Annotated in this window: 24 protein-coding genes and 1 pseudogene; 8 read left to right on the top strand and 17 right to left on the bottom strand. The window is 69.9% G+C overall.

Features of this window, described 5'->3' with window-relative positions; translation table 11 throughout:
- The 3 genes and pseudogenes from QHF89_RS15135 to QHF89_RS15125 all read right to left on the bottom strand — a co-directional run.
- Nucleotides 1-357, bottom strand: a pseudogene (locus QHF89_RS15135) (hypothetical protein); the annotation flags it as partial.
- A 42-nt stretch (nucleotides 358-399) separates the two neighbouring features.
- Nucleotides 400-861, bottom strand: a complete 462-nt coding sequence (locus QHF89_RS15130) for a TraR/DksA family transcriptional regulator (protein WP_136931248.1) — start codon at nucleotides 859-861, stop codon at nucleotides 400-402.
- A 109-nt stretch (nucleotides 862-970) separates the two neighbouring features.
- Nucleotides 971-2,968 (bottom strand): hypothetical protein, encoded by a 1,998-nt coding sequence (locus QHF89_RS15125; RefSeq protein ID WP_136966900.1) that lies wholly within the window; start codon nucleotides 2,966-2,968, stop codon nucleotides 971-973.
- Nucleotides 2,969-3,070: 102 nt separating this feature from the next.
- Between QHF89_RS15125 and QHF89_RS15120 the strand changes: the two genes are divergently transcribed.
- Nucleotides 3,071-3,796 (top strand): hypothetical protein, encoded by a 726-nt coding sequence (locus tag QHF89_RS15120; RefSeq protein WP_284720511.1) that lies wholly within the window; start codon nucleotides 3,071-3,073, stop codon nucleotides 3,794-3,796.
- On the opposite strand, the gene QHF89_RS15115 is transcribed toward QHF89_RS15120, so the two are convergent.
- The 3 genes from QHF89_RS15115 to argC form a co-directional block, all read right to left on the bottom strand.
- Nucleotides 3,762-5,000, bottom strand: coding sequence for an NAD(P)/FAD-dependent oxidoreductase (locus tag QHF89_RS15115; RefSeq protein ID WP_136966898.1), 1,239 nt, complete (start codon nucleotides 4,998-5,000; stop codon nucleotides 3,762-3,764). The genes QHF89_RS15120 and QHF89_RS15115 overlap by 35 nt on opposite strands.
- A 14-nt stretch (nucleotides 5,001-5,014) precedes the next feature.
- Nucleotides 5,015-7,141: a bifunctional glutamate N-acetyltransferase/amino-acid acetyltransferase ArgJ gene (argJ, locus tag QHF89_RS15110; protein ID WP_136966897.1), complete on the bottom strand. Its 2,127-nt coding sequence runs from the start codon at nucleotides 7,139-7,141 to the stop codon at nucleotides 5,015-5,017.
- A gap of 61 nt (nucleotides 7,142-7,202) precedes the next feature.
- Entirely contained in the window at nucleotides 7,203-8,249 is a 1,047-nt protein-coding gene (gene argC / locus QHF89_RS15105) for an N-acetyl-gamma-glutamyl-phosphate reductase (RefSeq protein ID WP_136966896.1), read from the bottom strand.
- 153 nt (nucleotides 8,250-8,402) lie between these two features.
- Between argC and QHF89_RS15100 the strand changes: the two genes are divergently transcribed.
- The 3 genes from QHF89_RS15100 to QHF89_RS15090 all read left to right on the top strand — a co-directional run bounded on the left by QHF89_RS15100 (nucleotide 8,403) and on the right by QHF89_RS15090 (nucleotide 10,964).
- Nucleotides 8,403-8,792 carry a hypothetical protein gene (locus tag QHF89_RS15100; protein WP_136966895.1) on the top strand — a complete coding sequence of 130 codons (390 nt, stop codon included), beginning with the start codon at nucleotides 8,403-8,405 and terminating at the stop codon, nucleotides 8,790-8,792.
- Nucleotides 8,793-8,820: 28 nt separating this feature from the next.
- A complete protein-coding gene (locus tag QHF89_RS15095) occupies nucleotides 8,821-9,303 on the top strand; it encodes a hypothetical protein (RefSeq protein ID WP_136966894.1) in 483 nt (160 codons plus the stop codon).
- An 80-nt stretch (nucleotides 9,304-9,383) separates the two neighbouring features.
- Entirely contained in the window at nucleotides 9,384-10,964 is a 1,581-nt protein-coding gene (locus QHF89_RS15090) for a protein kinase domain-containing protein (protein ID WP_136966893.1), read from the top strand.
- Between the two features lie 63 nt (nucleotides 10,965-11,027).
- Here the strand turns inward: QHF89_RS15090 and QHF89_RS15085 are convergent, their stop codons facing one another.
- Both QHF89_RS15085 and QHF89_RS15080 read right to left on the bottom strand, forming a co-directional pair.
- On the bottom strand, nucleotides 11,028-11,330 hold the full coding sequence (locus QHF89_RS15085; RefSeq protein WP_136966892.1) for a hypothetical protein: 303 nt from the start codon (nucleotides 11,328-11,330) through the stop codon (nucleotides 11,028-11,030).
- A 20-nt stretch (nucleotides 11,331-11,350) separates the two neighbouring features.
- Nucleotides 11,351-12,019: a hypothetical protein gene (locus QHF89_RS15080; protein WP_136966891.1), complete on the bottom strand. Its 669-nt coding sequence runs from the start codon at nucleotides 12,017-12,019 to the stop codon at nucleotides 11,351-11,353.
- A 745-nt stretch (nucleotides 12,020-12,764) separates the two neighbouring features.
- Between QHF89_RS15080 and QHF89_RS15075 the strand changes: the two genes are divergently transcribed.
- Entirely contained in the window at nucleotides 12,765-14,036 is a 1,272-nt protein-coding gene (locus QHF89_RS15075) for an agmatine deiminase family protein (protein ID WP_284720510.1), read from the top strand.
- Nucleotides 14,037-14,040: 4 nt separating this feature from the next.
- Here QHF89_RS15075 and QHF89_RS15070 read toward each other — a convergent pair whose 3' ends face one another.
- The 4 genes from QHF89_RS15070 to QHF89_RS15055 all read right to left on the bottom strand — a co-directional run bounded on the left by QHF89_RS15070 (nucleotide 14,041) and on the right by QHF89_RS15055 (nucleotide 17,588).
- Nucleotides 14,041-14,865 carry a carbohydrate-binding family 9-like protein gene (locus QHF89_RS15070; RefSeq protein WP_136966888.1) on the bottom strand — a complete coding sequence of 275 codons (825 nt, stop codon included), beginning with the start codon at nucleotides 14,863-14,865 and terminating at the stop codon, nucleotides 14,041-14,043.
- Nucleotides 14,866-14,877: 12 nt separating this feature from the next.
- Nucleotides 14,878-16,551, bottom strand: a complete 1,674-nt coding sequence (ffh, locus tag QHF89_RS15065) for a signal recognition particle protein (RefSeq protein ID WP_136966887.1) — start codon at nucleotides 16,549-16,551, stop codon at nucleotides 14,878-14,880.
- An 81-nt stretch (nucleotides 16,552-16,632) separates the two neighbouring features.
- Complete coding sequence (locus QHF89_RS15060) at nucleotides 16,633-17,046, bottom strand: hypothetical protein (RefSeq protein WP_284720509.1); 414 nt, start codon at nucleotides 17,044-17,046, stop codon at nucleotides 16,633-16,635.
- Nucleotides 17,043-17,588, bottom strand: a complete 546-nt coding sequence (locus QHF89_RS15055) for a hypothetical protein (protein WP_136931264.1) — start codon at nucleotides 17,586-17,588, stop codon at nucleotides 17,043-17,045. Before QHF89_RS15055 ends, QHF89_RS15060 begins: the two co-directional genes overlap by 4 nt.
- 138 nt (nucleotides 17,589-17,726) lie before the next feature.
- Here QHF89_RS15055 and QHF89_RS15050 point away from each other — a divergent pair, with 138 nt between their 5' ends.
- A complete protein-coding gene (locus QHF89_RS15050) occupies nucleotides 17,727-18,443 on the top strand; it encodes a hypothetical protein (RefSeq protein WP_284720508.1) in 717 nt (238 codons plus the stop codon).
- Nucleotides 18,444-18,452: 9 nt separating this feature from the next.
- Here the strand turns inward: QHF89_RS15050 and QHF89_RS15045 are convergent, their stop codons facing one another.
- Nucleotides 18,453-19,331 carry an alpha/beta fold hydrolase gene (locus QHF89_RS15045; RefSeq protein ID WP_136966885.1) on the bottom strand — a complete coding sequence of 293 codons (879 nt, stop codon included), beginning with the start codon at nucleotides 19,329-19,331 and terminating at the stop codon, nucleotides 18,453-18,455.
- A 74-nt stretch (nucleotides 19,332-19,405) separates the two neighbouring features.
- Here QHF89_RS15045 and QHF89_RS15040 point away from each other — a divergent pair, with 74 nt between their 5' ends.
- Together QHF89_RS15040 and QHF89_RS15035 are read left to right on the top strand one after the other, a co-directional pair.
- The gene (locus QHF89_RS15040; protein ID WP_284720507.1) at nucleotides 19,406-19,576 is read left to right on the top strand and encodes a hypothetical protein; all 171 of its coding nucleotides are present in this window, start codon (nucleotides 19,406-19,408) and stop codon (nucleotides 19,574-19,576) included.
- Between the two features lie 408 nt (nucleotides 19,577-19,984).
- A complete protein-coding gene (locus tag QHF89_RS15035) occupies nucleotides 19,985-20,956 on the top strand; it encodes a hypothetical protein (RefSeq protein ID WP_284720506.1) in 972 nt (323 codons plus the stop codon).
- A gap of 78 nt (nucleotides 20,957-21,034) precedes the next feature.
- On the opposite strand, the gene QHF89_RS15030 is transcribed toward QHF89_RS15035, so the two are convergent.
- The 4 genes from QHF89_RS15030 to QHF89_RS15015 form a co-directional block, all read right to left on the bottom strand.
- Entirely contained in the window at nucleotides 21,035-22,210 is a 1,176-nt protein-coding gene (locus QHF89_RS15030) for a serine protease (RefSeq protein WP_284720505.1), read from the bottom strand.
- A complete protein-coding gene (locus QHF89_RS15025) occupies nucleotides 22,207-23,937 on the bottom strand; it encodes a serine/threonine-protein kinase (RefSeq protein WP_284720504.1) in 1,731 nt (576 codons plus the stop codon). The genes QHF89_RS15030 and QHF89_RS15025 overlap by 4 nt, the downstream gene beginning before the upstream one ends.
- Nucleotides 23,938-24,028: 91 nt before the next feature.
- Nucleotides 24,029-25,987: an NADH-quinone oxidoreductase subunit H gene (locus QHF89_RS15020; RefSeq protein WP_136966884.1), complete on the bottom strand. Its 1,959-nt coding sequence runs from the start codon at nucleotides 25,985-25,987 to the stop codon at nucleotides 24,029-24,031.
- 9 nt (nucleotides 25,988-25,996) lie between these two features.
- On the bottom strand, nucleotides 25,997-26,809 hold the full coding sequence (locus QHF89_RS15015; RefSeq protein WP_136966883.1) for an ABC transporter ATP-binding protein: 813 nt from the start codon (nucleotides 26,807-26,809) through the stop codon (nucleotides 25,997-25,999).
- Nucleotides 26,810-26,838: the final 29 nt, after the last annotated feature.

The following is a 26,838-nucleotide window of genomic DNA, read 5'->3' as shown; positions in this document are numbered from 1 at the left end:
GGTGCCGCCGACGCCAGCGCCGCCGGCGCCGCCGCTTCCGCCAGCGCCTCCGGTGCCGCCGACGCCAGCGCCTCCGCTTCCGCCGCCGGTGCCGCCGACGCCGCCGCTTCCGCCGACGCCGCCGCTTCCGCCGGCACCACCCACGCCTCCGCTTCCGCCGCCCCCCTGCCCTCCTGCGCCGCTGGACGAGGAGGACGACCATGCAGACGACGAGGACGACGACGCCTCCGCGCCCGCGTCCACGGGCTCAGGAGACACCCTCTCGTCCGGCGAGCACGCGAACACGACGACGGGGAGCGCGAGCGCGCCGAAGACCACAGCGCTGCGCCCAAACGAGCGTTCTCGGCGGCGAATCACCCCCGAGACTGTATCAGGCAGGCGTCCCCGTCGGACCGGTTTTCAGATGCCGCCGCGCGTACGCGCCTCGCGTTCGAGCTGCTCCTGGTACTCCACGCTGAAGCGCGCCCAGGGCCGCGAGCGCAGACGCGGGAAGCCAATCGGCTCGCCCGTGCCCTCGCACAGGCCGTACGTGCCCTCGCTGAACTTCGCGAGCGCGCGGTCGATCTCCGAGAGGAGCTGCACGTCCCGTTCGAGCAAGCGTGAGGCCATCGCCGTCGCGCCCTCGATGTTCGCCTCGTCCATCTCGTCGCCGACCTCGCGGCCGGTGTCGCGCTCTTGCTCCTGGCGCGTCTCGATGCTCGCCAGAATCTCCGCGCGTCGCGTCTCCAGCAAGGTGCGCAGCTCCTCGCGCTGCTCTTGCGTGAGCTCGGGTAGCTCGTCGATCGACTCGCGCGTCGCCGGCCTTGCAACGGGCCTTTGCGGCACGATGCTCCCGATCCCTACTCCCTTTCGAGCGTCCATGGTTCCCTTTGCCGTTCGGCGAGTGTTTTCCGGACGAACGGCAAAGGACATGCCCCCCGCCCTGCGCACGAATTTCACGTCGCGCCGAAGGACGGGGAGCCTAGCAGGCTCAACGGCGCGCGCCGCCGACCCCGAGCGTCTTGATGAGCCAGCCGATGTCTTCGAGCGCCGCCTTCGAAGCCGTGAGGGCGACCTCACCACGGGGTGCGTCCACGGTGCCCGAAGAGCTCGACGTGATGAAGATGGGCGTGTCGCCCTGGTGCGGCATCGTGGCGACCGCGCGCATGAGCTGCTCGACGCGCGCATCCTCACGCGGGCCGAGGACCTCCTTCATGCGCTCCAGGTTCTTGACCAGCGGGGCCATCGACATGAAGCCCGCGCCCATGAAGGTGCCACGACGGAGCGGCTCGAGATCCGTGCGCGACGCGATCGTCCCCGCGTCGGGCGCGCCGGTCTTCGCCGCGAGCAGGCGCTTGACGAGCCCGTCCGGCTTGCCGCCCCCGACGGCGAGCCACGTGCGCGACTTGCCGTCCGACATGAGCAGGATGTGCAACTCGAAGGCGACGAGATCCTTCTTCGTGGCGCCCTTGATGTCGAGCAACGGCGCCGGGACGTTCTCCATCCGGATCGCGAGATCCAGCGAGTCGGACCCGAGGGCCGCGGGGCCGGGGCCGATCTTCACCTTCGGGATCGCCTTCGAGAGCTCCGGGCCGAGCTCCTTGCGCAGCGGATCCTGGAAGCCCTTGCGGTTGTAGACGTCCGCGATCTTGCGGAGCTGCTTGGCGAGGTTCGCCGAGCCCTCCTCGTAGCCTGCGAGGCCCCAGCCGATGTAGCCGTGCATGAGGGCATCGGCCTCTTGTTGCGGCGTGCGCTTGCCCTTGACCTCCGGGACCTCGTTGCGGCCGTTCGCCCCGACCGTCTCGACGTCCTTGCCCATGGGCCAGTCGAAGAGCTCGCCGACCGCACGATGATCGGCCTCGGAGCCGACGTTCACCTTCGCGAGGACACCTTCGACGAGGAGGCGCGCCGTGCGCAGGAGAGGCTGGAAGCGCTTCGGATCGGAGCCGCGGCCGTAGAAGACGCTCGCGCTGTCCTTGGGCGCACGCCAGAAGATCGCCGGCGGCGGGCCGGCGCGCTCGGGGCGCTCGCCCATGAGGCCGCTCACCCAGGAGTTTTTCCCGCGCATCGAGAGCGAGGCGCTCGCGCGAAGGCACGTGGCCGGGTCCATGGCCACATCGAAGGTGAGTTTGTCTGCGTCCGAGGCGAACGCGACGATCTCGTCCGCGAGGCCCGTGGCAGCGTCGACGACCGCGCGGTCGAACTTGGGCTCGCCGAGGGAGAGCTCGGCCTGCGCGATCACGGGCAACCCCTGGACCTGCGTGCGGAGGAGCGAGCCGTAACGAGCCTCGGCCGGCGCGAAGCGCACTTCGAGGTGCATGTCCGAGGCCGCGCCGGCCTGCGTCGGCAAGGTGCGCGTGAGGTAGGGGGCGAGCGTGGTGACGTCCTTCTCCTTCGGCCCGCACACGAGCCGCGCGGGCGTCGCGCCCGCGGACGCCGCAATCACGCACGTCGAGCTCGATTTGCCGCCGATGCGGAACATGCCCGGGCCGAGCTCCGTGACGGGGCCCGCGCCCTCGACGGCCATCTTCGCCTTTTCGATCGAGGTGAGGCCGAGCGAGAAGGCCACGAATGCGCCGGGGCGCTTCGATTGCGTTTCGAGCGAGGCCAGCGCGAAGACCGGCGCGTCGAGCGAGACGACGGCCGCGAGGCTACGCACGTCGACATTGCTCGACACGACGTCGCGCAGGAGCTTGCGGAGCTCGCCCTCGACGCCGCCCATGAGCGGCTCCGGCGAAATGGCCGCACAGCCCCCGAAAGCATTCAGCGTCGCCGCGGGGCTCTTCCAGCCAAAGAACGCGACGACGTCCTGCGGTTCGGGCACGGGCGAGAGGTCGTAGGCCGTCTCGGTGGGCGTCGCGACGGCGATTTGCGCCGCGCCTTTTTCCTTCGGGGTATCGGCCGGTGTTTTCGTGGGTTCGACGGTCGCGGGCGACGGGCCACACGCGAGGGCAAGGAGGGCAACGGCCGGAAGGAGCGACGTACGCATGGGCCGCCTTATACGGCGGGCGGAAGCGGGCGTCGAGGAGAGCCCGAATCACGCGCAGGCTCGGGCTTGCGTTCCGCGCCGCCTCGTCCTACGCCGAACTCCATGCGCGTACGGACCCGCAAAGACCACCTGCTCCGCATCACGACCCTCGGATGTTCGGCGCTCATCGCCGTCATCGCCGCGGCGTGCGGCGGTGAGCAGACCCCGCCCCCGGCCAAGCCCGAGCCGCCCCCCGCGGCGACGCCTGCGCCCACGCCAACGGAGACCCCGACCGCCGCGCCCGAGACGCCCCCGCCGCAGCCCACGGCGTCCGCGAGCGCCGAGGCGCCGCCGAAGTCCGTCGAGGAGCGCCCGCCGGTGCTGATGAGCTCCGAGAAGGAGCTGCAATCGATCTTCACGATGAGCCCGGGCGCGAAGCTCGAGCTCGGCGACGACAGCGGCCGCGCCGTCTTCCGCATCCGCGAAGGCTCGCTGAGCTCGCCGCACATCATCACGTTCAAGATCGACCCGAAGGGCAAGACGACCGGCGTGCCGATCGGGAAGATCTACCGGCTGCTCGTGCAGGTCGAGAACTCGCCGGACCTGCCCACGCTCGAGACCCAGGACAAACCCTTCGAGTTCAGCTTCCCTGCGGGCAACAAGAAGGACGCGAACCTCGCGATCGGCGAGGTGAAGGTCGACGACAAGGGCCGCGAGAAGATCACCTGGACCGTCGTCGCGCCCGAGAAGATCGACGACTCGACGGGGATGGCCTTCTTCAAGATCAAGTCGATCGGCAACTACTTCATGCACGTCACGGCGAAGGCCCCGACCGAGGCGCCCAAGTGAAGCGCGCCTGATCGAGCGCCCAGCCGAACAAAGCACCCCCGAGATCGAGCGCGCTCCTGCCGAGCGCGCGCCGGTCGACCCGTTCTCCCGCGAAATACTCCATCCCCGCCCGCGCGAGCGCGTGCGAGCGCGTGATCCATCGCTCGATCACGGGGCGCGTGCCGCCGTAGACGAAGCGCGCCGCGCGCGCGCGCAGGCGGAGATCCAAGCCGAGGCGGCTCGCGCGGAGCGCCGCGGGAAACGAGGCGAACGAGAGGTCGCCCGCTTCGAGCGCATGCGCGAGGAAGGGGCCCGCGACGGCGCCGTACTGGATCGCCTGCGCAATGCCCTCGCCAAGCGCCGGATCGATGCCCGCCGCCTCGCCCACGAGCAGCACCCGCGGCCGCGCGAAGGGCTCGTGCAAGGCGAGGCCGCGTTCGGCGAAGCGACGCAACGACGATGCGGGCACGGGCACGCCCTGCTCGTCCGCGCGGGCGAGGAGCCGCTCGCCCGGCGCCGGTTCGGTCGCGGCGCGCTCGGGGACGCCCTCGGCGCGGAGCTCGTAGATGCCACGGCAAACCATCGGGGTTCCGTGGACGAGCGTGGGAAAATCCCACGCGTACCCGGGCAAACCGCGCGCGGCCATGTCGAAATGGAGGACGTCACGAGGGCCGTCGCCGCGGGCCGCGTGCGTGTCGACCTCTACGGCCTGGGCCATGAACGCGCCGCGCGGCAAGCCGAGCGCGCGCCGCACGACGCTGCCGACGCCGTCCGCGCCGACGACGGCGCGGGCGCGAATCTCGCCGATCGAGGTCTCGATCCGCGCGTCGTGTTCGCCGATCACGAGCCCCGTGACCTTCACGCCTTCGCGCACCCGCACGCCGCGCGCCTGGGCCTCGCGCGCAAAAGCGTGATCGAACTCGAAGCGCCGGACGACACGGCCGATCGGCCGTCCCTCGGCGCGCGCGGCGAGCCGGCGGCCCGCGGCGTCTACGGACAAACCGTGGATCGGGACCGAGGGAACGTCGACGCGCACGCCGATCGAAGCGAGCAGCCGATCCGCGCGGGCGCCGATCGCCCCCGCGCAGATCTTCTCCCGCGGATACGTCGCGCGCTCCAGCACGACGATGCGCTCGGCGAGCTGGGGTGCGGCGTGCGCGAAAAAGAGCGCCGTCGAGATGCCGGCGGGGCCGCCGCCGACGATCACGATCTCCGCGTCGAGCATGGCAGAGCGCGGGCTCAGCCCATCGGGAATTCTTCGCCCTCTTTGGGCGCGCCGGCGCGGATCATCGTGCCGACGCCGCGCGAGGTGAAGAGCTCCGCCACGACGTTGTGCGGGACGCGGCCGTCGATGATGTGCACCGTCTCGACGCCGCCTTCGAGCGCGCGCAGGATCGACGCCGCCTTCGGGAGCATGCCGCCCGTGACCGTGCCGTCACGCATACGCGCGTCGAGCTCCTCCGCGCTCATCTCCGAGACGAGCAGGCCGTTCGAGAGGATGCCCGCGACGTCGGTCAGGTAGATGAGCTTGCGCGCGCCGCACGCGACCGCGACCTCCGCGGCCACCGTGTCGGCGTTGATGTTGTACGTGTTCCCGTCCTTGCCGAGGCCGATCGGCGAGATGACCGGGATGTACCCCTTGCCGAGCAAAAGCTCGAGCACGTCGGGATCGACCCGCGCGACCTCGCCGACGTAGCCGAGGTCCTTGCCGGGCGGCATGTTCATCTTGCGCGCCTCGATGAGGTTGCCGTCCTTGCCGGACAAACCCACGGCCTTCGTGCCCGCGCGCGCGAGCGAGGCGACGACCTCCTTGTTGATCTGGCCCGTCAGGACCATCTCGACGACGCGCAGGCTCGCGGCATCGGTGACGCGCAGGCCGTCGACGAACTCGGTCACCTGGCCCATCTGCTCGAGCGTGCGCGAGATCTCGGGGCCGCCGCCGTGCACGATGATCGGCCGAAGGCCAACAGCCTGGAGCAGGCGCACGTCCTCGGCGAAGCGATCCTTGAGGTCGGCGCGCACCATCGCGGCGCCGCCGTACTTGATGACCGCGCGCGTGCCGGCGAAGCGCTCGATGTACCGGAGCGCCTGCACGAGCGTGTCGGCCTTGAGCTCCGGCGTCTTCCGGTCGAGGCTCGGATCGCGGCGCACGGGGCCGTCGGGCGAGTCGACGAGCACCGCGGCGTAGTCCGCGTTGATTCGTACGTAGTCGTAGGAAAGGTCGCAGCCCCAGGCCGTGGCCTCGCCGAGGCCCGAGCCGACCTCGATGTCGACGAAGACCTCCTCGCCGCGGAGGAGCGCGCGGAGGGCGTCGGCGTCGAACGGCTGCGGTTTGCCCTGCGCGTAGACGAGGACGTTCTGCAGGCGCACGCTCGCGACCCCCGGATCGAAGCGAATGTGCTGCTCGGCGGCGCGCGAGCCGACCGCCGCGAGGACACGGCCCCAGTTCGGATCGGTCCCGAAGAACGCAGCCTTCGCGAGGTTCGACTCCGTGACGGCGCGCGCGAGCGAGCGCGCCGAGGTGAGGTCCTCCGCGCCGCGCACGGTGACCGTGATGAGGTGCTGCGCGCCCTCGCCGTCGGCGGCGATGGTGCGCGCGAGCTCGCGGCAAATGTCGATGAGCGCAGCGGCAAAGCTCTGCGCCTCGGGCGAGTCGCGGCGCGTGATCGGGTCATTCTCCGCCATGCCGTTCGCGAGCACGAGGACCTGATCGTTCGTCGACGTGTCGCGATCGACGCTGACCATGTTGAAGGTCTCGTCCACGGCGGCGTGGAGAATCCCGTCGAGCACGGAGACGTCGATGGCCACGTCGGTCACGAGGAACGCGAGCATCGTGGCCATGTTCGGGTGGATCATGCCCGAGCCCTTGGCGATGCCCGCGATACGCACGCGGTCGCCGCCGAGGAAGATCTCGCGCGAGGCGAGCTTCGTGCAGGTGTCCGTCGTGAGGATCGCCTCCGCCGCGGGCGTGGGATCCTGGCCGAGCTTGGCGATGAGGGCGGGGACCGCGGCGGAGACCTTGGCATGCGGCAAGGGCACGCCGATGACGCCCGTCGAGCAGGTGAGGACCGCGTCGAGGGGGACGCCGAGCGCGTCGGCGACGGAGGCGGCCATGCGCTGGTTCGCCTGAACGCCTTCCTCCCCCGAGAGGCAGTTCGCGTTGCCGCTGTTCGCCACGATCGCGCGCGCGTCCTTGCGAGGCAGCCGCGCGACGTTCCAGTCGACGCACGCCGCGCGCGACTTCGAGCGCGTGAAGCACCCGGCCGCGACGGCGGGCACCTCCGAGAGCACGAGCGCGAGGTCGGAGCGTTTGACCTTGATGCCGGCGGAGGCGCCGGCAAACGAGAAACCTAGCGGAATTTTCACGGGCCACCTCGGGATAGGGGGAGCCGCGGCGCGCGGGCGACGCGGGGGAGCCCTTCGTGGGTCAATGCGGCGAAAGCGGCGGCGCGCCGATCATGGCGCAGAGGTTCTGGAGCGCCTGCGAGGCGGCTCCCTTGAGCAGGTTGTCGAGCGCAGAGGTGACGACGACCGAGCCACGCTCGGCGTCGGCGCGGACGCCGAGGCGCGCATACGGGGTGTACGCGACCTGGGCGAGCGTGACGTCCTCCGGCGCGCGCACCTCGACGAGGTCCGCAGGGGCGTACGCGCGGCGGAAGAGCGCCTCGATCTGCGCGGGCGGGACCGCGCCGGAGAGGCGCGCGAAGGCCGTGACGAGCAGGCCTCGACGCACGGGCAAGAGGTGCGGGACGAACGTCACGGAGGCGCGCGCGCGGCCCGCGCGCGAGAGCGCTTGCTCGATCTCGGGCGTGTGCTGGTGGTTGCCCACGCGGTAGGCCGAGAGGTTCTCGTCGACCTCCATGAACAGGAGCCGCTCCTCGACCTTGCGGCCCGCGCCCGAGACGCCGCTCTTGCCGTCGACGTACATCGACCCCGGGTCGATCGCGCCCGCCTCGACGAGCGGCGCGAGCGCGAGGATCGCCGCCGTCGCGTAGCAGCCAGGGTTCGCGATGAGGCGCGCGTCCTTCGCGCCGCCCGTACGCGTCGAGGCGGAGGCGACCTCCGGCAGGCCGTAGTGCGCCTCGGCGAGCAGCTCCGGCGCAGGGTGGTCGAAGCCGTACCAGCGCGGATACGCGGCAGGATCCTCCAGGCGAAACGCGCCCGAGAGATCCACGACGCGCACGCCGTGCGCGAGCAGCTCCGGCGCGAGCTTGGCCGAGACCTCGGCGGGCGTCGCGAGCAGCGCGACCTCGCTCTGCCGGGCGACGGTGATGGCGTCGCTCATCGGCGCGACAGGGAGCTTCCCGACGCTCGCGGGCACACGCACGCGCTCGCCGAGCTTCGATCCTTGCCAGCGGTCTGCGGCGACGCCCACGAGCGAAAGCGAGTCATGGTCGGCGACGAGCCGCGCGAGCTCGCTGCCGGCAAAGCCGCTGACGCCGAGGATCGAGACGGGGACTTTGGACGCGCTCACGGGCGCGGTTCCCTACAGAGCGATGGCGCCCTTGTCAAACGGTTGTGCGCGCTCGCCGCGGGATGGCACCTCGGTTGCTCGTCCGAGCCGCAAGCGAGGTGACCTGTGCGGATCCGAAGCAACGTTGGCGCCCCGGACGGACGATATAGGCGAGTGAATCGCGACGGAAGCGGCGCGTGGCTCCTGGCGCCCGTCATCGCATTGTCGATGCTGGCTGCGGGCTGCACCGCGACGCTGTCGGCCGGGACCCCGAACGTGGGCGGGTACGACGTGGCGTACGCGGAGGCGGTTCCCGTCGATGTGAACATGTATCCGGCCGTCGCATATCGGGGCCGGCTTGCTTACCTCGTCGAGGGGCGCTGGTACTGGCCGACGGACAATGGCTGGGTCGTCTTCGTCGAAGAGCCGCCTGAGCTCGCGAGTTACCGCACGAATGTCCAGACCGCGCCGCGCGCCGTGCCGCCGCCTGCGGTCGAGTACGGCTACCCGCCGGTTCGTCCGACGAAACCGCGCGAGATCCATCGCGAGTACCGGCCGCATTGAGCGGCGAGACACAGGGGGAGGGGTTTCCATGCGCAATTCCATCATCCAATGGGCAGGCCCTTGGGCCTTGTTGCTTTCGCTCGCCCCCGCCGCGATCGGGTGCCAAGCCGAGGGAGCCGTGTTCGTGCCCATCGGCCGCAACACGGGGACGGTGACGCAGAGCTGGTCGATCGGAGGGCGCTTCGACGCGAGCCGCTGCCGCATGTTTGGCGCCGATCGCATGGAGCTCGTCATCCGCGACACGGCCGGACGCACGGTGGCGCGCGCTTATCAGCCTTGCCGAGAGATGCAAATGACGGTGACGCTGCCCGAGGGGACGTACGTGGGCGACGCGACGCTCATCGGCTCCGACGGGTCGGACGTGAGCACCACGCTCAACCTGCAGCCGTTCCGCATCCTTCGAAACACCGACACGCTCGTCGATACCGACTTCCCGACGTCGTCGATGCTGACGGTGCTCTCCGTCGACGCAGCCGCGTCGAGCACGCCGGTCGACGAAGAAGCCCCCTGATCCAAGGGACGCGCAGCGGAGGCACGAGCCACGTCCGAGGACAGACGCGTCGGCCTTGATCTGCGTCCCCCGTTTCATCCATGCTCTCCGCGCTCGCCTCCGGCTCCCCGGCAAGGCGGCGCCTCGCCCACGTGCTCGTCCCCGACGTGCTCTTTCACGGCCGCTACCGGGTCCTCCGCTGCATCAAGGCGGGCGGCATGGGCGCGGTCTACGAGGTCGCGGACGAAGCGACGCGGCGAAGGCGCGCGCTCAAGGTGATGCTCCCCGGCACGATCGAGGACCCGGTCCTGCGCGAGCGATTCTCGCAGGAGGCCACGATCACGGGCGGCATCGAGAGCGACCACATCGTGCAGGTCTCCGACGCGGGCATCGACGAGGGCACGAGCATGCCGTTCCTCGTGATGGACCTGCTCACGGGCGAAGAGCTCGGCAGCATGCTCGTGCGCCGCGGCGCGATGCCGCCGGCCGAGGTCGTGCTCTACCTGGGACAGGCGGCGCTCGCGCTCGACAAGACCCACGCGGCGAACATCGTGCACAGGGATCTCAAGCCCGAGAACCTGTTCGTCACGACGCGCGACGACGGAAGCCCGTGCGTGAAGATCCTGGATTACGGCGTCGCAAAGGTGATGGTCGAGACGACGTTCCAGCGCCGCACCGCGATCGTCGGCACGCCGCTCTACATGGCGCCCGAGCAGGTCCAGGGCGACGGCGCGATCGGCCCGCGCGCCGACGTCTACGCGCTCGGCCACCTCGCGTACACGCTGCTCTCGGGCGAGGCGTACTGGATGAGCGAGGCGAAGAGCTCGCTCTCGCTCTTCGTGCTCTTCAAGCGAATCATGGCGGGCCCGCCCGAGCCCGCGACGACCCGCGCGGCGCGGCGTGGCGTGCGCATCACGCCGCCGTTCGACGCGTGGTTCTCGCGGACCACGAACCTCGAACCGCAAAAGCGCCCCGAGCGCGCGACGCAGGCGATCGCCGAGCTCTGCGAGGCCCTCGGCATCGTGCCTTCGAACGCCACGATCGCCGTGGCCCTGCCCCCGCCGTCGAGCCCGCGCAGCACGCAGGCCATGCCCGCGCGTCCGCCGCCGGTCGCCGACAGGCCCTTCTTGTACGCCGACGCGCCCGCGCCGCCCTCGGTCGCGTCGAAGCCACCAAAAAGCAAGGCGAAGCCCGTCCACGAGTCCTGGGAGGACAACGTCCCGCTCTTCCGCGATCCAGCGACGGGCGCCTACAGCGAACGCTACCTGCGCCTGACGCTCGACGAGGCGATCGCGAAGGCGAAGATGACGGGCACGAAGTTCTCGATCGTCGTCTTCGAGCTGCCGCTGCGGGGCCTCGATCCGATCCGGGACAAGGCGACGATCGACGCCGACGTGCGCGAGCTGGTGAGCACGTTGCACGGGCTCTACGGGCGAAAGAACTTCCTCGGCCGGTATGGGCCGTCGAGCCTCGTGCTCATCGTGCCGGACGCGGGCAGCAAGTTCTCGCGCGCGTTCGCGAAGGCGCTGAGCGAGAAGCTCCGCGACGAGTTCAGCAAGCGCAAGGAGACGCGGCGGCTCATGCTGCGGCTGCGCGTGGGCGCGGAGCGGGTCGATCCGCTGGAGAAGTCGGCGAGCGATTTGATTGAGCGGGCGGCGAAGGCGGCTTTGGGCGACGTCTGAGAGCGCGTGCAGCACGCATGCTCCCCGGCGATGAGGAACGCGTAGAGGTACTTCGTCGGGCGCTTATGGTTTTTTGCGGGTTTCGCTCGGAGGAGGCTGCTGGTTCATCTTCGCAGCCAGCTCCGAGAACTTCGGACCATCCAACGGCCCATAGTCGAGGCCCTCGGGAATGAGGTCGGGGTCATCAGAGAAAATGGGAACGATGAGCCTGTCCAGCAGCTCCGAAAGAGCATAGCCGACAGCATGCCGAACGACGCGTTCCTCGCCTCTGTCACAATGAGATTGCGCAATCTCAATCATCTCATTAAAAAGATCAATGCAGCCCCGTGCTCGCACCAAAAGCTGCTCCGCGGTATCTTTATCCATACGTGGCTTCCTTTCTCCGATCAGGAGTGTCGAGGGCATCCATGCCGCTCGAGACATTCTTGTTGGCACAACCGGAACGCCGAGCCATCATCCCCTCTGGGCAACACCGTGTCGGCGCATTCTTCAATACACATCTGTTTGATCTTCTTACAATCTTCCTTGCTCGGCCTTTCATCCTTCAACGACACGGCCGCGACCACGACGAGGACCGCGACCGCGACGACGATCATGGTCCCGCCCGACCCGACGACCACCGGGATCAACCTGATCACCTGAGGCAGTGCCCACGTGTTCGCCAGCATGCCTCGTGTAGGCAAGAGGCCGCCGCGCGAGACCAGCTCGTCAGGGTCCGGCGAGAACCCCGCGTCCGCCATCCTCCGCAGCGCTTCCCTCATGCACTGCTGGACGCTGGCGTCGTCGAGCCGCGGGCCCTTGGACTTCACCTCCGTGACGAGGTCGCCCGTCATCTCGACTGCGAACTCGATCTCGTACGCGTTGTGCCGAAGCCGCTGGCCTCCCTCTTTGACGCACGCTTGAAGCGCCTGGACCGTCCTCGGAGGGAGCGCGAGCCCGCTGCCCTGCCTGGGCGCTGCGGCGTGCTCGTCGCTCGCCCCGCATCCGATCGGCACCATGGCCACCGCCATGCACGTCGCGACCAAGGTCGCCCCTGCGAGCCGCTGCCCCCTCATGACCCCACCTCCTCGGCCTCGACGCAGGTGGGGAAGGCTACGAGTGTCGAAACGCCTCCGTCAACCGTTCTCCCGCCATTTTCCCGGCGTTTCCCGCGCCCACATGCCGACATCCGCCGGGAGCATGCCGACATCCGCCTGGGAGCATGCCGGCATCCGCCTGGGAGCATGCCGACATCCGCCTGGGAGCATGCCGACATCCGCCAGGAGCATGCCGGCATCCCCCTGGGAGCATGCCGTCGTCCGCCGAGCGATGCCGACATCCGCCGAGCGCATGCCGCCATCCGCCGGGAGCATGCCGGCATCCCCCTGGGAGCATGCCGTCATCCGCCAGGAGCATGCCGTCATCCGCCAGGAGCATGCCGACATCCGCCGAGCGCATGCCGTCGTCCGCCGAGCGCATGCCGACATCCGCCAGGAGCATGCCGACATCCGCCGAGCGCATGCCGTCGTCCGCCGAGCGCATGCCGACATCCGCCAGGAGCATGCCGGCATCCCCCTGGGAGCATGCCGGCATCCGCCGAGCGCATGCCGTCATCCACCGGGGAGCATGCCGTCATCCGCCGAGCGCACGACGTCGTCGCCGCGGCTGTCCTCGCCTACCGCGGCATCAACGTATCCGCGAGCGTGCGCTTCTCCCCGAGCTCTCCGACGGCGACGCGAGAACGACCCCTTAGAACCCGGCGACGCGACGCCTGACAAACCCACGCAAATCGTGATACGAATCACGCCGCCTATGCGTCGAATGGCCCTCGCCCTTCTCGGCTTCGTGATCGCGGCGTGTACGACGCCCCCCGGGGCCGCCGTCCCGCAGGCGGAGCCCGGAACCACGTATTCGTTCCCGGCCGAGTTCGAGCCACACGCGTCGATCTGGCTCGCCTGGCCGACCTACGAAAACAAGGCAGGGCACCCGACCGAGCGCGTCGTGGAGGACATCGTCCGCGCGCTCCACGGCCACGTGTCGGTCGACCTGCTCGCCCAGGACGAGGCGGAGGCGGGCGTGATCCGGGAGCGGCTCGTGCAGGATGCCGTGCCGTCCGATCACGTGCGCATTCACGCCATGCCACACGCGGACATCTGGCTGCGCGACATGGGGCCGATCTTCGTGAAGACGAGCGGCGGCGGACGCGCGGTCGTCGATTACGCGTACAATGCCTGGGGATATCCCGGTTTTGATCGATCGAGCCGGATGGGTTTGATGGAGGACGCCGTCGATCGAAACGTGGCAGCGTTGCGAGGCCTGCCGGTCGTGCGATCGAGCATGTCGAGCGAAGGGGGCAATCGAGAGTCGAACGGCGCGGGGACGTTCATGCTCACGGAGCAGGTGGAGCGGCAGCGAAATCCGGGGATGTCACGCGCGCAGATCGAGGCAGAGTTCCGGAGGACGCTCGGCGCCAAAGCATTCGTGTGGCTGCCCCAAGGAATCGCGGAGGACGACGCGTCGTGGGAGGGGCCGCTGCCGGGCGGCATTTACACGCCGCTCACGCCGGGCGGGCACATCGACGAGTATGCACGTTTCGCCGACGCCCACACGATTCTGCTCGGCGAGGTGACCGAGGCCGAGGCGCGGGCGGATGTGATCCACGCCATGACACGCGAGCGGCTCGAACGGGCGCGCGCGGCGATCGAGGCGTCGGTGGATCAGGACGGCCGTCCTTTCCGGATCGTGCGTGTCCCGATGCCCGAGCCGCTCTATGACACGCTCGGCCCCGGCGACGGCGTTTACGAGTCATTGAAGAGAATGCAGTACACGAGCGGCGTGCCGTTTCCGAAGGGCTCACCCGTGCGGATCATCGTGTCGACGAGCTACCTGAATTTCCTGGTCACGAACGGCGTGGTCCTCGTGCAGGTCTATTCCAAAGAGGGGAGGCCTTCACGCGTGAAAGAAAAAGACGCGGCCGCGCAACGGATCCTCGGGGACGTGTTTCCCGGGCGGAAGATCGTCCCGATCGACGCCGAGGCCGTGAACCTCGGCGGCGGCGGCATTCATTGCATCACGCAGCAGGAGCCGCGCTGAGCGGCTACTCGCGCACCCACTTCACCCGGCCAAACCGCGCCGCCTTGTGAAAATTCCCCATCCCGAGGATCGGGGACCAGGCGACGCCACCGTTGTTCTGCATCGCATAAAAATTCATCCGCCAGGCATCCCCGGGCGCGGGCGGTGAGGCTTTTGCCTTGGCGAACGATTTCCAGGGAATCCGCGCCTCCACGGTGTATCCCTCGTCCTTGTCCTCGTCCGCGTCGATCGTGCCGCGGAGGACGACGGCGCTCGCGAGCCCGGCGCTCCAGTCCTGGTGCCCGAAGGGACCTGCGTTTCCGCCCCGAGGACGATTGTAATCGTCGAACTGCGAGTCGAAGACCAGGTTCTGCGGGTTCACCTGGATCTCGTAATAGTCCTTGTTGTCGCCGTCGCCGTCGGGGTCGATCATGACCTCGACGGTGTCGCGCTCCCAGAGGTGCGGATCCGGCGCGTCCGTGGGAAAACCGCCGCGGATCGTCGTGTCTTTCACGTCGAAGGCGACGTAGAGGAACTGGTCGTCCCAGAGGAGGCGCGCGCTGCCCTGCACCGGGATCCGCGGGTTGACCGCGCCGGACGCGACGTCGACGAAAGGACCCGTCTCCGTCGCCTTCGCCCACGCAGGCTCGTCGAGCTTACCGTCGATCGTGATCGTCTCGCCGGACGAGATCGCCTTGACGGCGATCTCTTTGATCACGCGCCGCGGATCCTCGCCCGGCGCGCTCTTCGCGCCCGTCCCGCCCGCTTGTTGTTCGGGTTTGCCGCCGCCCGGATCCCGCGAGCACGCGGCGAGGGCGAGCGCGCACGCGACGAAGACGAATCGACGCATGCGCGCTCCTTGTTACTTCCGGCCCTTCTTCCGCGCGTCGCGCTCGCGCTTGCGTTGCGACTTCTTCGCGTTTTTCTCGGCCTGGCTGAGGGTGCGCATCTTCGTCATGCTCGGCCCCTCGGCGCCGCCGCCCGGCATGCCCATGCCCGGCATCCCCATCCCAGGGAAGCCCGGCATGCCCATGCCCGGGAAGCCCGGCATCCCCATCCCGGGGAAGCCGCCCGGCATGCCCGGCATGCCGCCCATGCCCGGGAAACCCGGCATGCCGCCGCCGCCGCCCATGCCGGCCATGGCCTTCTGCATGTTCCGCATCTGGGCCATCTGCTTCATGCCGGGGATCTTGCCCATCATGCCCATGTTCTGGCCGAGGCCCGACATCATCTGCTTCATGAACAGGAACTTCTGCACGAGCTCCGCGACGGCCTCGGCGTTCGTGCCCGAGCCCTTCGCGATACGCTCGGCGCGCCGCGGCTCGCGGATGAGCGCGTAAGGATCACGCTTCTCGAAGCGCGTCATCGACTGGATGATCGCCTCGATCCGCACGAGCTCCTTGTCGTCGAGGTTCACGTCTTTCGGCAGGCCGCCGGGGAACATGCCGCCGAGCGGGAGCTTGTCGACGAGGTCCTTGAGCGACCCCATCTTCTGGATCATGCGGACCTGCTCGAGGAAGTCGTCGAGCGAGAAGTCGCCCTGGAGCAAGCGCTCGGCGTCCTTCTCGGCCTTCTTCTGATCGACGACCTGCTCGAAGTCCTGCATGAGGCCAACGACGTCGCCCATGCCGAGGATGCGGCTCGCCATGCCGTCGGCGCGGAACTCCTCGAACTTGTCCGTCGTCTCGCCGACGCCGCTGAAGAGGACGGGCGCGCCCGTGACCTCCTTGATGCTGATCGCCGCGCCGCCGCGCGCGTCGCCGTCGAGCTTCGTGAGCACGACGCCGCTGATGCCGAGGCGCTCGTGGAACGAGCGCGCGGTCTTCACCGAGTCCTGGCCGATCATCGCGTCGACCACGAGGAAGATGTTCTCCGGCGCGACGCGCGATTTGATCTCCGCGAGCTCCTGCATGAGCTTCTCGTCGATCGCGAGGCGGCCCGCGGTGTCGTAGATGATGACGTCACGGCCGAGCTTCTTCGCCTCGGCCTCGGCAGCCGCGCAGATCTCGACGGGCGACTTGCCCGAGATGTTGAAGACCGGGATCTTGATCTGGTTGCCGAGCACCTTGAGCTGCTCGACGGCCGCCGGGCGCTGCATGTCGGCCGCGACGAGCATGGGCTTCTTGCCCTGCTTCGCGATGTGCCGCGCGAGCTTGGCGCAGGTCGTCGTCTTTCCGGAGCCCTGAAGGCCGACCATCATGAGGCCGGTCGGGCGGCCCGACGCCCACACGATGGGCTCACCCTCGTGCGACATCATGGCTTCGAGCTCGTCGTGGCAGATCTTGACGAAGTGATCACTCGCCGAGACCTGCATGGTCTCGCCTTCGTGTTTCACCTTCGCTTCGAGCGTGCGGCCGACGGCCTTCTGCTTCACGCGGCTGAGGAAGGCCTTCACGACGCCGATCTCGACGTCGGCTTCGAGCAAGCTGAGCCTCACCTCACGGAGCGCGGGCTCGATGTTGGACTCGGAGAGCTCCGTGAGCCCCGCGAGGCGGTTGCGGGCCTGACGAAAACCTCGGGCGAGCGTGTCGAACATACGGGGGCGCTCTTTAGCACGAGGCGCGCGCGTCCGTACCCCCTCGCGCGCGTTTTCCCTTGCCTGGTTCCCCAGACTCCGTCAGCGGCGGCGAAGGCGCAGCTCGGTCGCCGCTTTTTCGCAGGCCGGCATGGCCTCCTCGCTGCTCTTGCGGATCTTCTCCTCGGCCGCGGCGAGGTCGGCGAGCAGGGTCTTCGGCACCGGGCCTGCGCCGCCGAGCGCGCGCTTGACGGCCTCCGTGCCCTCCTTGCCCTCGCCGAGCAGGCGGTAGGCCTCGACGCAATTGTCCCGGGCACGCTGGGCCTCGGGGCTCGGAGCAGGCTTCGTTTCGAGCGCCGAGAGCAGGTTCTTCCGTCCGGCCAGATCCTCGGCCGGTGCGTCGCGGAGGGCCTCGATCGCCGCGAGGAGCGCGCGCTCCTGCTCGGCTCCGGCCGACATGCAGCCGAGGGCGGAGGCGAGGCCCAGGGCGAGGAGGGGCGGGCCTCGGCGGATCAATCCGCGCCCGCGCGCTTCGGCGCCGGGCCCATCTGGATGCGCTCGCCGATGTACGAGCCGACCATCGTGAAGAGCACGCCGATCACCGCGAGGATGACGTACATGAAGAGCGGCAGCGTCCGGACGGTCTGCGACTTCATGAGCTGAAAGACCGTGGGGATCGCGACGAGCAGCGTGGCGACGACCGGCTCGGCCACCGTCTTTCCCGGCGAGATCATGCCGAGCAGGATGCCCCCGACGAACCACACGGGCACCGCGATCATCATCCCGTAGCGGCCCTCGAAGTCGAAGGCGCTGACGACCATCGGCAAACCGACGACGATCGCCGCCGTGAGCACGGCCTGGACGAGCAGCGCGATGCCGGCCCATGCGACGCTGAAGCCGTCGCTGCCGCGCCGCCCTTCACCGCCTTCGTCACGGCCTCGGCCGAGATCCATCGACGCGCCGCACGAGACGCACCGGCCGCTCGGCGGGACGGGCGAGTTCGTCGCTCCGCAGGAGGGGCAGACGACGGAGGAGACCTTCTTCGCGGACGTTGCCACGCGCGTAGGCTAGAAAAGCGAGGGCAAGAGGGCAAGAGATCCCCCGCCCGGCCGCGAGGAACCGGACGGCAGGCAGCGGAAATCCGACGCGAGGACGAAGGAACCCGGACCGCCCGGCGATGTCCGTCGGTTATACTCGTGACCGGACACCGCTACCCGACCCCCACCGCCCTGCTCGTGCCCCGCGATCCGTCGCCCACCCTGACCGCGCCCCGCCCGCCGGCCCTCGACGCCGCGGGGTCGGATCCCGACCTCATCGCGCTGCCCGCGCCGCCGAAACGCGAGCGCACGGCGACGGTGGTGCTGATGGCGATCACGACGCTCGCGGCCGCCTGGATGGCGTTCGTGCTGTCCGGAGAAGCACGTTACGCGCTCACGCCGGGCCAGCTCATGGAGGTGCCGGACCTCGCGACGCTCACGCCGGGCGCGGATCTGGAGAACCGCTACGTGCGCGCGACGGGCCTGCTCGGCACGACGGGGGCGATCCGCTACGGGCGCGCGGCGGAGGGGGACTCGTTCCGGCTCGCGCCCATCGCGGGCAACGAGAAGATCTGGGTGGAGATCCGCGTGCCCGAGGGCTTCGAGGGTCCCCGCTTCATGCCGCCGACGAGCTTCGCCGGCCGGCTCGTGCCGTTCCGCAAAGCAGGCCTGCGCCACGCGCGCCTGCCCGAATCCGTGCACGCGCAGACGAACAAGGCCGTGCCCGACGACGCGTGGGTGCTCATCGACGGGAGCTCGCCGCGCGCGTCGCGATGGGCCGTCGCGCTGGTCGCGCTCTTCCTGGGCTTCGCCGCGTGGAACCTCGCGGGCATCGTGCGCGTGCTCGCGCGGGTGCGCGACGGCGAAGCGCGGTAGACGCGCGCGTCAGGGTGCGCCGAGGAAATCGAGCAGGATCGGGTTCACGACCTCGGGTCGTTCGAGGTGCACGAAGTGGCCCGCGCGCGGCACCGTGTGCACGCGGATGCCCGCGAGGAAATGTCGCTCCTCCACACCGCGCGCGAGCTCGACGCCGATGCAGCCGTCGTCCTCGCCGTGCATGTGGATCGCAGGCACGGTCGTCTTCGTGAAGAGGAGGCGCCGTGCCTCGCCGAGGAGCACGCGCGACGAGAAGAACGCGCGGTAGTAGCCGATGACTTCGGACACGCGAGGAGCGATGCCTGCCTTGATGAGATCGAGGTCCTCGCGGGAGGCGGCGTAGCCAGGAGACCAGTCGCGCCAGAGGCGATCGATGAGCGCGAAGTCGTTCTTCGCGAGGCCACGCTCGGCGACGCCGCGGAGCTGGAAGTAGGCGATGTACCAGGAGCGACGAAGCTGCGCGGGCTGCGCGAGCCTCGGCAACGTGGCGCGGAGGTGCGGCACGGCGATCGTGACGAGATGGGAGAAGCGCGCGGGCGCGAGCGCGGTCGCGGCGTAGGCGGCGACGGCGCCCCAGTCGTGGCCGACGAGGCGCACGGGCGAGCCGGGCGAGAGCCGATCCGCGAGCGCACAGAGGTCGTGGCCGAGCGCTTCGGCATCGTAACGACGGCTCTTCGGGATGCCGCTCGGCGCGTAGCCGCGCATCGTCGGGCACGCGACGCGGAAGCCTCGCGCGACGAGTGGATCGATCTGAGCACGAAACGAGCGCGCGTCGTCGGGGAAGCCGTGCGCGCAAAGGACGAGGGGCCCGTCGCCGTGCACGGTGCACGAGAGTTCGACATCGCCGAGGTCGATCGTCTTCGTCACGAGCGTCTTCGTCGCCGCCATGGCGAGAGGCTACACGAGGCGCGCGTGACGGGGGGCGAACCGCGCGACGTGCGTCCGCGTGCTAGCGATCAGGGATGAAGCTCGAGTTCGGCATTCCGGTCTGGCTGCTCTGCGGGATCCTCGGCGCTTGGATCGCCACGACGAAGGGTCGCGGCGGTTGCTTCTGGTTCCTCACGTGCGCGGTGCTCGGCCCGATTGGGCTCGTCTTCGCGGCCGTCGTTTCGAAGCGGACGCAGAAGGACTGACGACGGACGCGTACGTCCCGCTCGACTCGCATCGACGTGTCCGGACGCGCGTGCACACGCTCTGGTCGTGGGCGAATAGACGGGGGCAAAATCGGCGCACGCTTGGACGCGCGGGACGAACGCGCGCGAACCGCCGAAGACGGCTTCGATCGTCTCGGGGCGGATGCGGCTCCCAAGCGAGACGATTCGTGGAGAACACGCGCCGCGTGGTCCGAGAATTCCCCGCATGTGCCTCTGCGCGTTCACGCGGGCTGGATGCGCGAGGTCCGAAAGGCCCACGGCCGCTGCCTTGCATTGCGACGTGAGCGAGCGCTTCGACGACGAGCGGACGGCTCGTCGCGAGGCGTCTTCCCCACGCGCGGCGCGAACCGAGCGAGGGCGGCACGCGAGACAAGGAGAGGTATCTCGATGAAGAACTCGATCAAGCTCCTCCTGGCTGCGACGATCGCCACGAGCGCACCCTTCCTGAGCATCGACGAGGCATCGGCGAACGGCGGACGCTACGACGGAAGTCCGCGCTTCGGCGACGTCGACGCCAAGCTCCTCGACAACGGCGATCTGCGGTTCGGCTTCGAGCAGTCGAACATCCGCCGGCAGAACATCCGTTACTCGCTCGACGCCGACCTCCAGGCCACGTACCGATGCAAGGATCGACGCGGGCAGTACGCGGGCGACCCGATCGTCGTGCGCGACTCGTGGAAGGATGCGAAGAGCTTCCAGGCGAACCGGCAGGGCCGCGTCAACGGGGAGTTCATCATGCCGCGCGATCGGTTCCGCGGCGCCGACGCTTGCCGCGGCAGCGGCTACCAGCCGGAGCTCACGCGGGTGACGCTCATGAACGCGCGTCTGCTCGACCAGACGAACAACGTACCCTACTCGCGTGAGCGCATGACCTGCGACAAGGGTTCCGGCGACTACGGCACGCAGTACGGCGGCAAGGGCGACGTCCAGTACGGCGGCAAGGGCGACGTCCAGTACGGCGGCAAGGGCGACAGCCAGTACGGCGGCGACAACCAGTACGGCGGCGACAACCAGTACGGCGGCGACAACCAGTACGGCGGCGACAGCCAGTACGGCGGCGACAGCCAGTACGGCGGCGACAGCCAGTACGGCGGCGACAGCCAGTACGGCGGCGACAGCCAGTACGGCGGCGACAGCCAGTACGGCGGCGGCAACGATCAGTACGACGATCAGTACGACGCCGGTGCGGGTGACAGCCAGTACGTCCCCAGCAAGGGCGGAAGCCAGTACGTCCCCAGCAAGGGCGGAAGCCAATACGTCCCCAGCAAGGGCGGAAGCCAGTACGTCCCCAGCAAGGGCGGAAGCCAGTACGTCCCCAGCAAGGGCGGAAGCCAGTACGTCCCTAGCAAGGGCAACTGAGCGTCGCGGTCGTCGGCTCCTCCTCCCGATCCCGGGTTTCGGTTCCCCGGGATCGGGTTTTCTTTTCGAAGCGCGTGATCACCACGAGCCGTCGCGGAGCGGCTCGGCGCCGAAGAGCTCGGCGAGCACCTTGCGGTACTGATCGGCGAGCCGCACGAGGTCGTGGAAGACCGCGGCGACGTCGTGCTCGCTCGCGAACGCGCTCACGGGCTCAGAGAAGGAGAGGACGACGACGTCCCCCGCGAGCGACAGACGACACACGCCCGACGTCTGGTCGTTCGCCGTGAGAAGGAGTCGGTAAAACGGCTCGTGGTTCGCCGAGGGCAAACGCACGAGCGGCACGCGCAGGATCACCTGCAAGCCTGCGCTGTCGAGGCGCACGGTGACCTCGGAGGGCGTCGCGTCTCCGCCGAGCGCGCGGTGCTGGATGCGCCACGCCCGTGGCCCCACGCGCGCCTTGTTCGCGACGATCCCCAGCGCAGCGAGCGCATCACGCACGACGCGCTCGGCCCCGGGGGATTCGCTCTCGTAAGCGTGCGGCAGGAGGATCCCGCACGACTCGCAACGATCGTTGTCCGCGGAGAACGCCTCGGTGCAGCCGGGGCAGCGATGGATGAGCGTGCGCTCGCCGAGCCCTTCGGCCGGCACGTCGAGCGCGCGGAGGTCGCGCGAGAGGAGCCCGACGGGCAGGACACATCGCGATCGATCGAGCGGATCCCGGCCGCTCCGCCGCGCCGTCGTGATCACGCCGATCACGCGCCCCGCCGCGTCGATCACGGGCGAGCCGCCGCGACCTGCACGCACGCCGAGATCCGGATCGAGCGCCGCGAGCTCGCCGCCGCGCCCCTCGGCACACACGACGGCCATCGCCGTCACGAGCGTGTCGCCGGGCGCCGCGATCAGCGTCGTGACGGCCTCGCCGAGCCGCGGCAACGGATCGGCGCGGAGCGGCAGCGGCACCACGCCGATCGCTTCGAGCGGGAGCACGAACGCGAGATCCCGCTCGGCATCCACGGCGACGACGCGCCCCGCCGCGCGCCTGCCCTCCTCTGTCGAGAGCGTCACCTCGGCCTGGAACCCGACCGTGCGCCAGCTCGTCACGATCACGCCGTTGCCGAGCGCGACCCATCCCGTGCCGCTCGACGTCCCCGAGGTCACCGTCACGACACCACGACGCGCGACGCCGAGCACGCTCTCCTCCGCGCCGCCGTGCTGCATGAGTTCCCCGAGCGACGAGGCGATACGCGAGCTCATCCGGACGCGATCCTCTTCAGCGCCGTCATCATCAGATCGAGCGCCGCCTGCTTGGGCACGTCGCGGAGCGCGTGCGCCACGATTTCCTTCAGCCGCTGCGACGTCTGCGCCGGCAAGCGCGTGCGCGAGAGCAGCTCCGTCAGCGCGCCGAGCGCGAGGAAGTGGCGGAGCGTCGCGTCCTGGGGCGCGAGCTCGATCTCCTCGACGTACCGCGCGAGGTGCTCGCGCGCTTGCGCCGCCGTCGCGAGCGGCTCGACGATGACCGCGCGCTCCTTCGGGAGCTGCGCGCGCACCGCGACGATCCGCTCCATCGCGAGCAGCGCGGGCTCGGCCATCGGGATCGGCGAGGAAGGACGCTTGCCGGCGGGCGAAGCGCTCGGCCAGATCGCCCGCGTCACGCTCGACGCGTTTCGGTAGAGGTACGAGACCGCGTCGGGCACGGCCTCGCCGAACTCGTAGATCGCGCGGTACACCGCGGCCCGCACGAGCAGGAGCATCGTCGCGGGCCGCTCCTCGTAGCTCAGCGCCGTCGCGAGCGCCTGCGCCTGGTGCAAGAGCTCGCAGAGTTTGTCCGCGGGCGTGAGCGCCCGGCGCGCGGCTGCGTCGTCGAGGTCCGGCGAGCCGGGACGTGTCACGCCATCGACCGCGGGCATCCCCGGCACGGTGCGCCGACGCGCGACGGGCGCCGCGAACGGGAGCGGCGTCGTGAGCGACGGGATCGCCCCGAGGCGCGCGGTCTCCGGCGGCGGCTCGCGGTCCGGCGCAGGCGGCGCGGCGAACGCGGACGTCTGCGGAACCCCGAGCCGCGCCGTCTGCGGCACGTTCTCGGGAGGCGCGAGCACCGGCGGCACCCCGTCCTCGCCGCGCCACGTATCGGAGAGGCGGAACGGCGCGAGCACCGGCGGCAGCTCCTCCTCCGCGGCGGGCCCGCGCGACGGCTCGTTCGCGAAGGCCGGTGCGAGGATCGGCGGCAAATCGTCGTCCGGCGGCGTCGTGTTGTCCGCGGGCCGCAGCGTCGAGGGCGGCGGCGGCACGACGGATCGTCGCTGCGGCGCCGGCTGCAGCGTCGACAGCGTTCGTTTCCTCCCGAGCGACTCCCACCCGCCGCCTCCGCGCGCGTCTCCGTGCGCCGCGGTGCGCGCGTCGAACGACGCCACGAAGATCTCCGCGTACCGCTCCGACGTCGACATCATCTCGCGGATCACGTGCCGCACGAGCGGCGGCGACGCCGCGCCGAGCTGTGTGACGAAGCGCAGGAGGAGCAGATCGTCCCGCAGGCACACGCGCGACGTCATCGCCTCCGCGTCGCAGAGCTCGAGCGAGAGCCGCATCGCGGGGACACGCTGGCTGCGCGGCAGGCGCGCCACCGGCGACTCCACGATCAGATGCATCGACTGCATGTCGAGCGACAGGAACACGCTCGACTCCTTGCCGATGAGCGCCCAGCCCGGCCCCTCGGGCAGGTTCACCGCGCGCGCCGTCAGATTCGTTTCTGTACCAACGACCTGACCCAGCGCCCGCGCGTACTCGCCGCGCCGGAACGCCTCGGTCGCTCTCTCCAGCCCCGAAGGATCCAGCGACGCGTGCCCGCGCGGCACGAACCTTCGCATCGAGTCTTCGAGCGCCAGCGGAGCGCGGTACTCCCCGCAGGCGTCGCAGCGTGGCCCGTGGACGGGCCATCCGCACACCGTGCAGAACTCCCGGGCCGTTCGGCTCGCGGCTCCCACCGCGCAGAGGATAAAGCGAACGCGGCCCGACGCGGGCACAATGTGCGCGCGCCGTGATCCACGCCGCCTTTTCCGGGGCCGTTCGCCCCGATCAGATCAGGGGGTTCAGGTGCAGGGGGGTCCGCGTTTCCCGCAGATCCACCTGGATTCGTCGCACGAAATGCGCCGCGAAGGCGCCCCAGGTCACGAACGTCACCACCCCGCTCACGAGCCCCGCGTTCCGGCCAAAGCCGATCGTCGTCGTGGCGAGGCCGCCGAGCAGGACAAACGCCGAGGCCACGAGCGCGAGCGGCAAGAACCATCGCAGCGCGATCCGCGACCGCTCCTCCGCGCAGAGCCGCGGCAGCGCCCAGCGCAGCCACACCACCGTCAGCACGAGGCCCCAGCTCTTCAGCAAGAACAAGAGCGCGCCCACGATCTTCAGCGCGCCCGCGCTCTCCTGCGTCGCGCCCGCCACGCCCGGCAGTTGCCAGCCGCCAAGGAAGATCGCGCTCGCGATCCCGCAGGCCACGAACACGTGCGCCCACTCCCCGAAGTAGAACAGAAGCTGCCGCGCGCCGATCTTCGCCGGTGGCGCGAGCTCGTCTCCGTTCGCCTCGGCCTCCCGCAGCGCGCCCGACGCGCGCCCGTCGGCCGTGATCATCGACGTCACGTACGCGAGAAACAACACGAACGTCGCCGGGTTTCGGAACACGAACCAGTGCCAGGGCCACCCACCCGCGTCGAACGGCGAGCCTCCCTGCCCGCCCTGCGCCGCGACGATGTCTTCGAGCCGAAGGGATCCCGTGCTCGACACGACGCACACGATCGCCACCAAGGCCGGCAGCTCCTGCAGGAACACGCGTCCTGCACCGCGCAGACCTCGCAGCACGGACCACGCCTGCCCCGCGAGCGACCCTCCCGTCACGAACCCGAGCCCGAGCAGCGCCAAGAGCGCGAGCAGGAAGAGCATCCCCACGTCGAGGTCCGCGCCCACGAGCCGCTGCGAGAACGGCATCACCACGAACGTCGCCGAGATCGCCGCGAACGCGAGCACCGGGGCGAGCTTCGACAGGATCGGATCGGCGTCCGGCGGCGCGATCGCCGAGGCCACCTCGCGATGCACCTCGGAGGCGAGCCGCGCGACCGGCGAACGCGCGAGCGCCTTCTTCCCGGTCCGTTGCGCGGCGAGCCGCGACGCCACGCGCCGCACGAGCCACGCCACCAGCGCGCCGAGCGGCGTCGCGAACACGAGCAACGTCGCCGCGGACAAACCCAGCACGATCGCCGCGCCGAGCAGGTCCGACGGCGCACTCGCGTGGAAGCCCTCGATCGAGATCGGCAGGACCCGCGGATCCTCGGCGCCGCGCCGCACGGTCGCGCGCGGCGCGCGCTCCTCGCCGCTCGGGATCACGTCGGCCACGCTCGTCACCTTCATGCCCTCGAAGCTCGTGATCACGTCGCCGCCCTCGATCCGCGCCGCGGCCGCGGGGCTGTCCGGACGAACCGCCGCCACCACGATCCCGCTCGACGTGGGCGCGTCCGGAGACACGGTGATCCCCAGGAAATCGAGCGCCCGTTGCCCGTCGCGCTCGCGGGCCAGCGCGATCGCGCGCCGCGGCGCCTTCGGCCGCACGTCGATCGTCACGTCCTTGACCGACCCCGTCACCGGCAGCGCGCCTTCGGCCTTCGTCTCCAGCGTCACCGTCACGTTCCCGTGGAACGTCGTGTGCGCCGAGTCGTCGCCCTGCCCGCAGAACCGCGCCACGAGCGCCTCGCTCACGGCGGCGCTCACCTTGTCGGTCGAGATCCTCGCCTTGTCGACGACGATCGTCTGCCCTTCGATCGGCGCTTCTCCGGGCCGCTTCAACGTCCCGCGAAACGTGATCGTCGCCTCGCGCGCCTCTCCCGTCGGCAGGTTCGTCCCGAGCACCTCCAGCCGATCGCCCGACTCGAGCTCACGCGGCGCCACGTCGACCACCCGCAGGAGGTCGGGCGCGGTGTCGTTCACGTTACAGCCGATCGCCAAGAGGCAGGCGAGGGCGAGCGTGATCCTTCCATGTCCGGGCATGGCCCGGGCTTATCCATCGCGCCGCGGCAAAGGGCCAAGTTGAGGGCGAACCGGCAGGAAATACCGGGCGTTGTCGAGCTCGTTCACGCCCACGTAGAGCTCCGCCTCGAAGACCTCCTTGAGGCGCCGGTACGTCATCACCTCCTCGATCGTCCCGTGCGCCACGAGCCTGCCGGCCTTCAAGAGCGCGATCCGATCCGCGTACTGCGCCGCCGCGTTCAGGTCGTGCAGCACCATCACGCATGCGAGCCCTCGATCCCGCACCTCGCGCCACACGAGCTCCGACAGCGCGAGAAAGTGCCGCACGTCGAGGTGCGCCGTCGCCTCGTCGAGGAGCAGCACCGGCGCCTCCTGCGCGAGCGCCCGCGCGATCGCGACCCGTTGCTGCTCGCCACCCGACAGCTCCGACACACGCCGATCCGCCAGCGCTTCGAGCTCGCACGCGGCGATCGCCCTCGCCACGGCCTCTTCATCGTGCTTCGACGCGCGCATCCATGCGCCCTGGTACGGCGCGCGGCCCATCATCACGATCTCGCGCACCACGAAGCCCACCGCCGGCTCCGACGACTGCGGCACGAGCGCGATCTTCTTCGCGATCTCCCGACGCTCCAGGCGCGCGAGCGGCTCGCCGAGAACGTGTACCTCTCCACGCTGGGGCTGAAGCGCGCCCGAGATCACCTTCACGAGCGTCGACTTCCCGGCCCCGTTCGGCCCGAGGATCGCGCAAATCTCGCCTTTTCGCACGGAAAGGTCGATGTTCTCGAGCGCCGCGCCTCCCGATGCGTAGCGAACCGACACCCCGGATAGTTCGATGGCATTCATGGCATCCGCGACATTTCCGGCCCTCGGAC

Origin of the sequence: Polyangium sorediatum (genome assembly GCF_029946465.1) — a bacterium.
In the GTDB taxonomy this organism is placed as follows: Bacteria; Myxococcota_A; Polyangia; order Polyangiales; family Polyangiaceae; genus Polyangium; species Polyangium fumosum.
The sequence above is the reverse complement of the archived record's forward strand: the minus strand, read 5'-3'. Positions and strand labels throughout refer to the sequence as shown.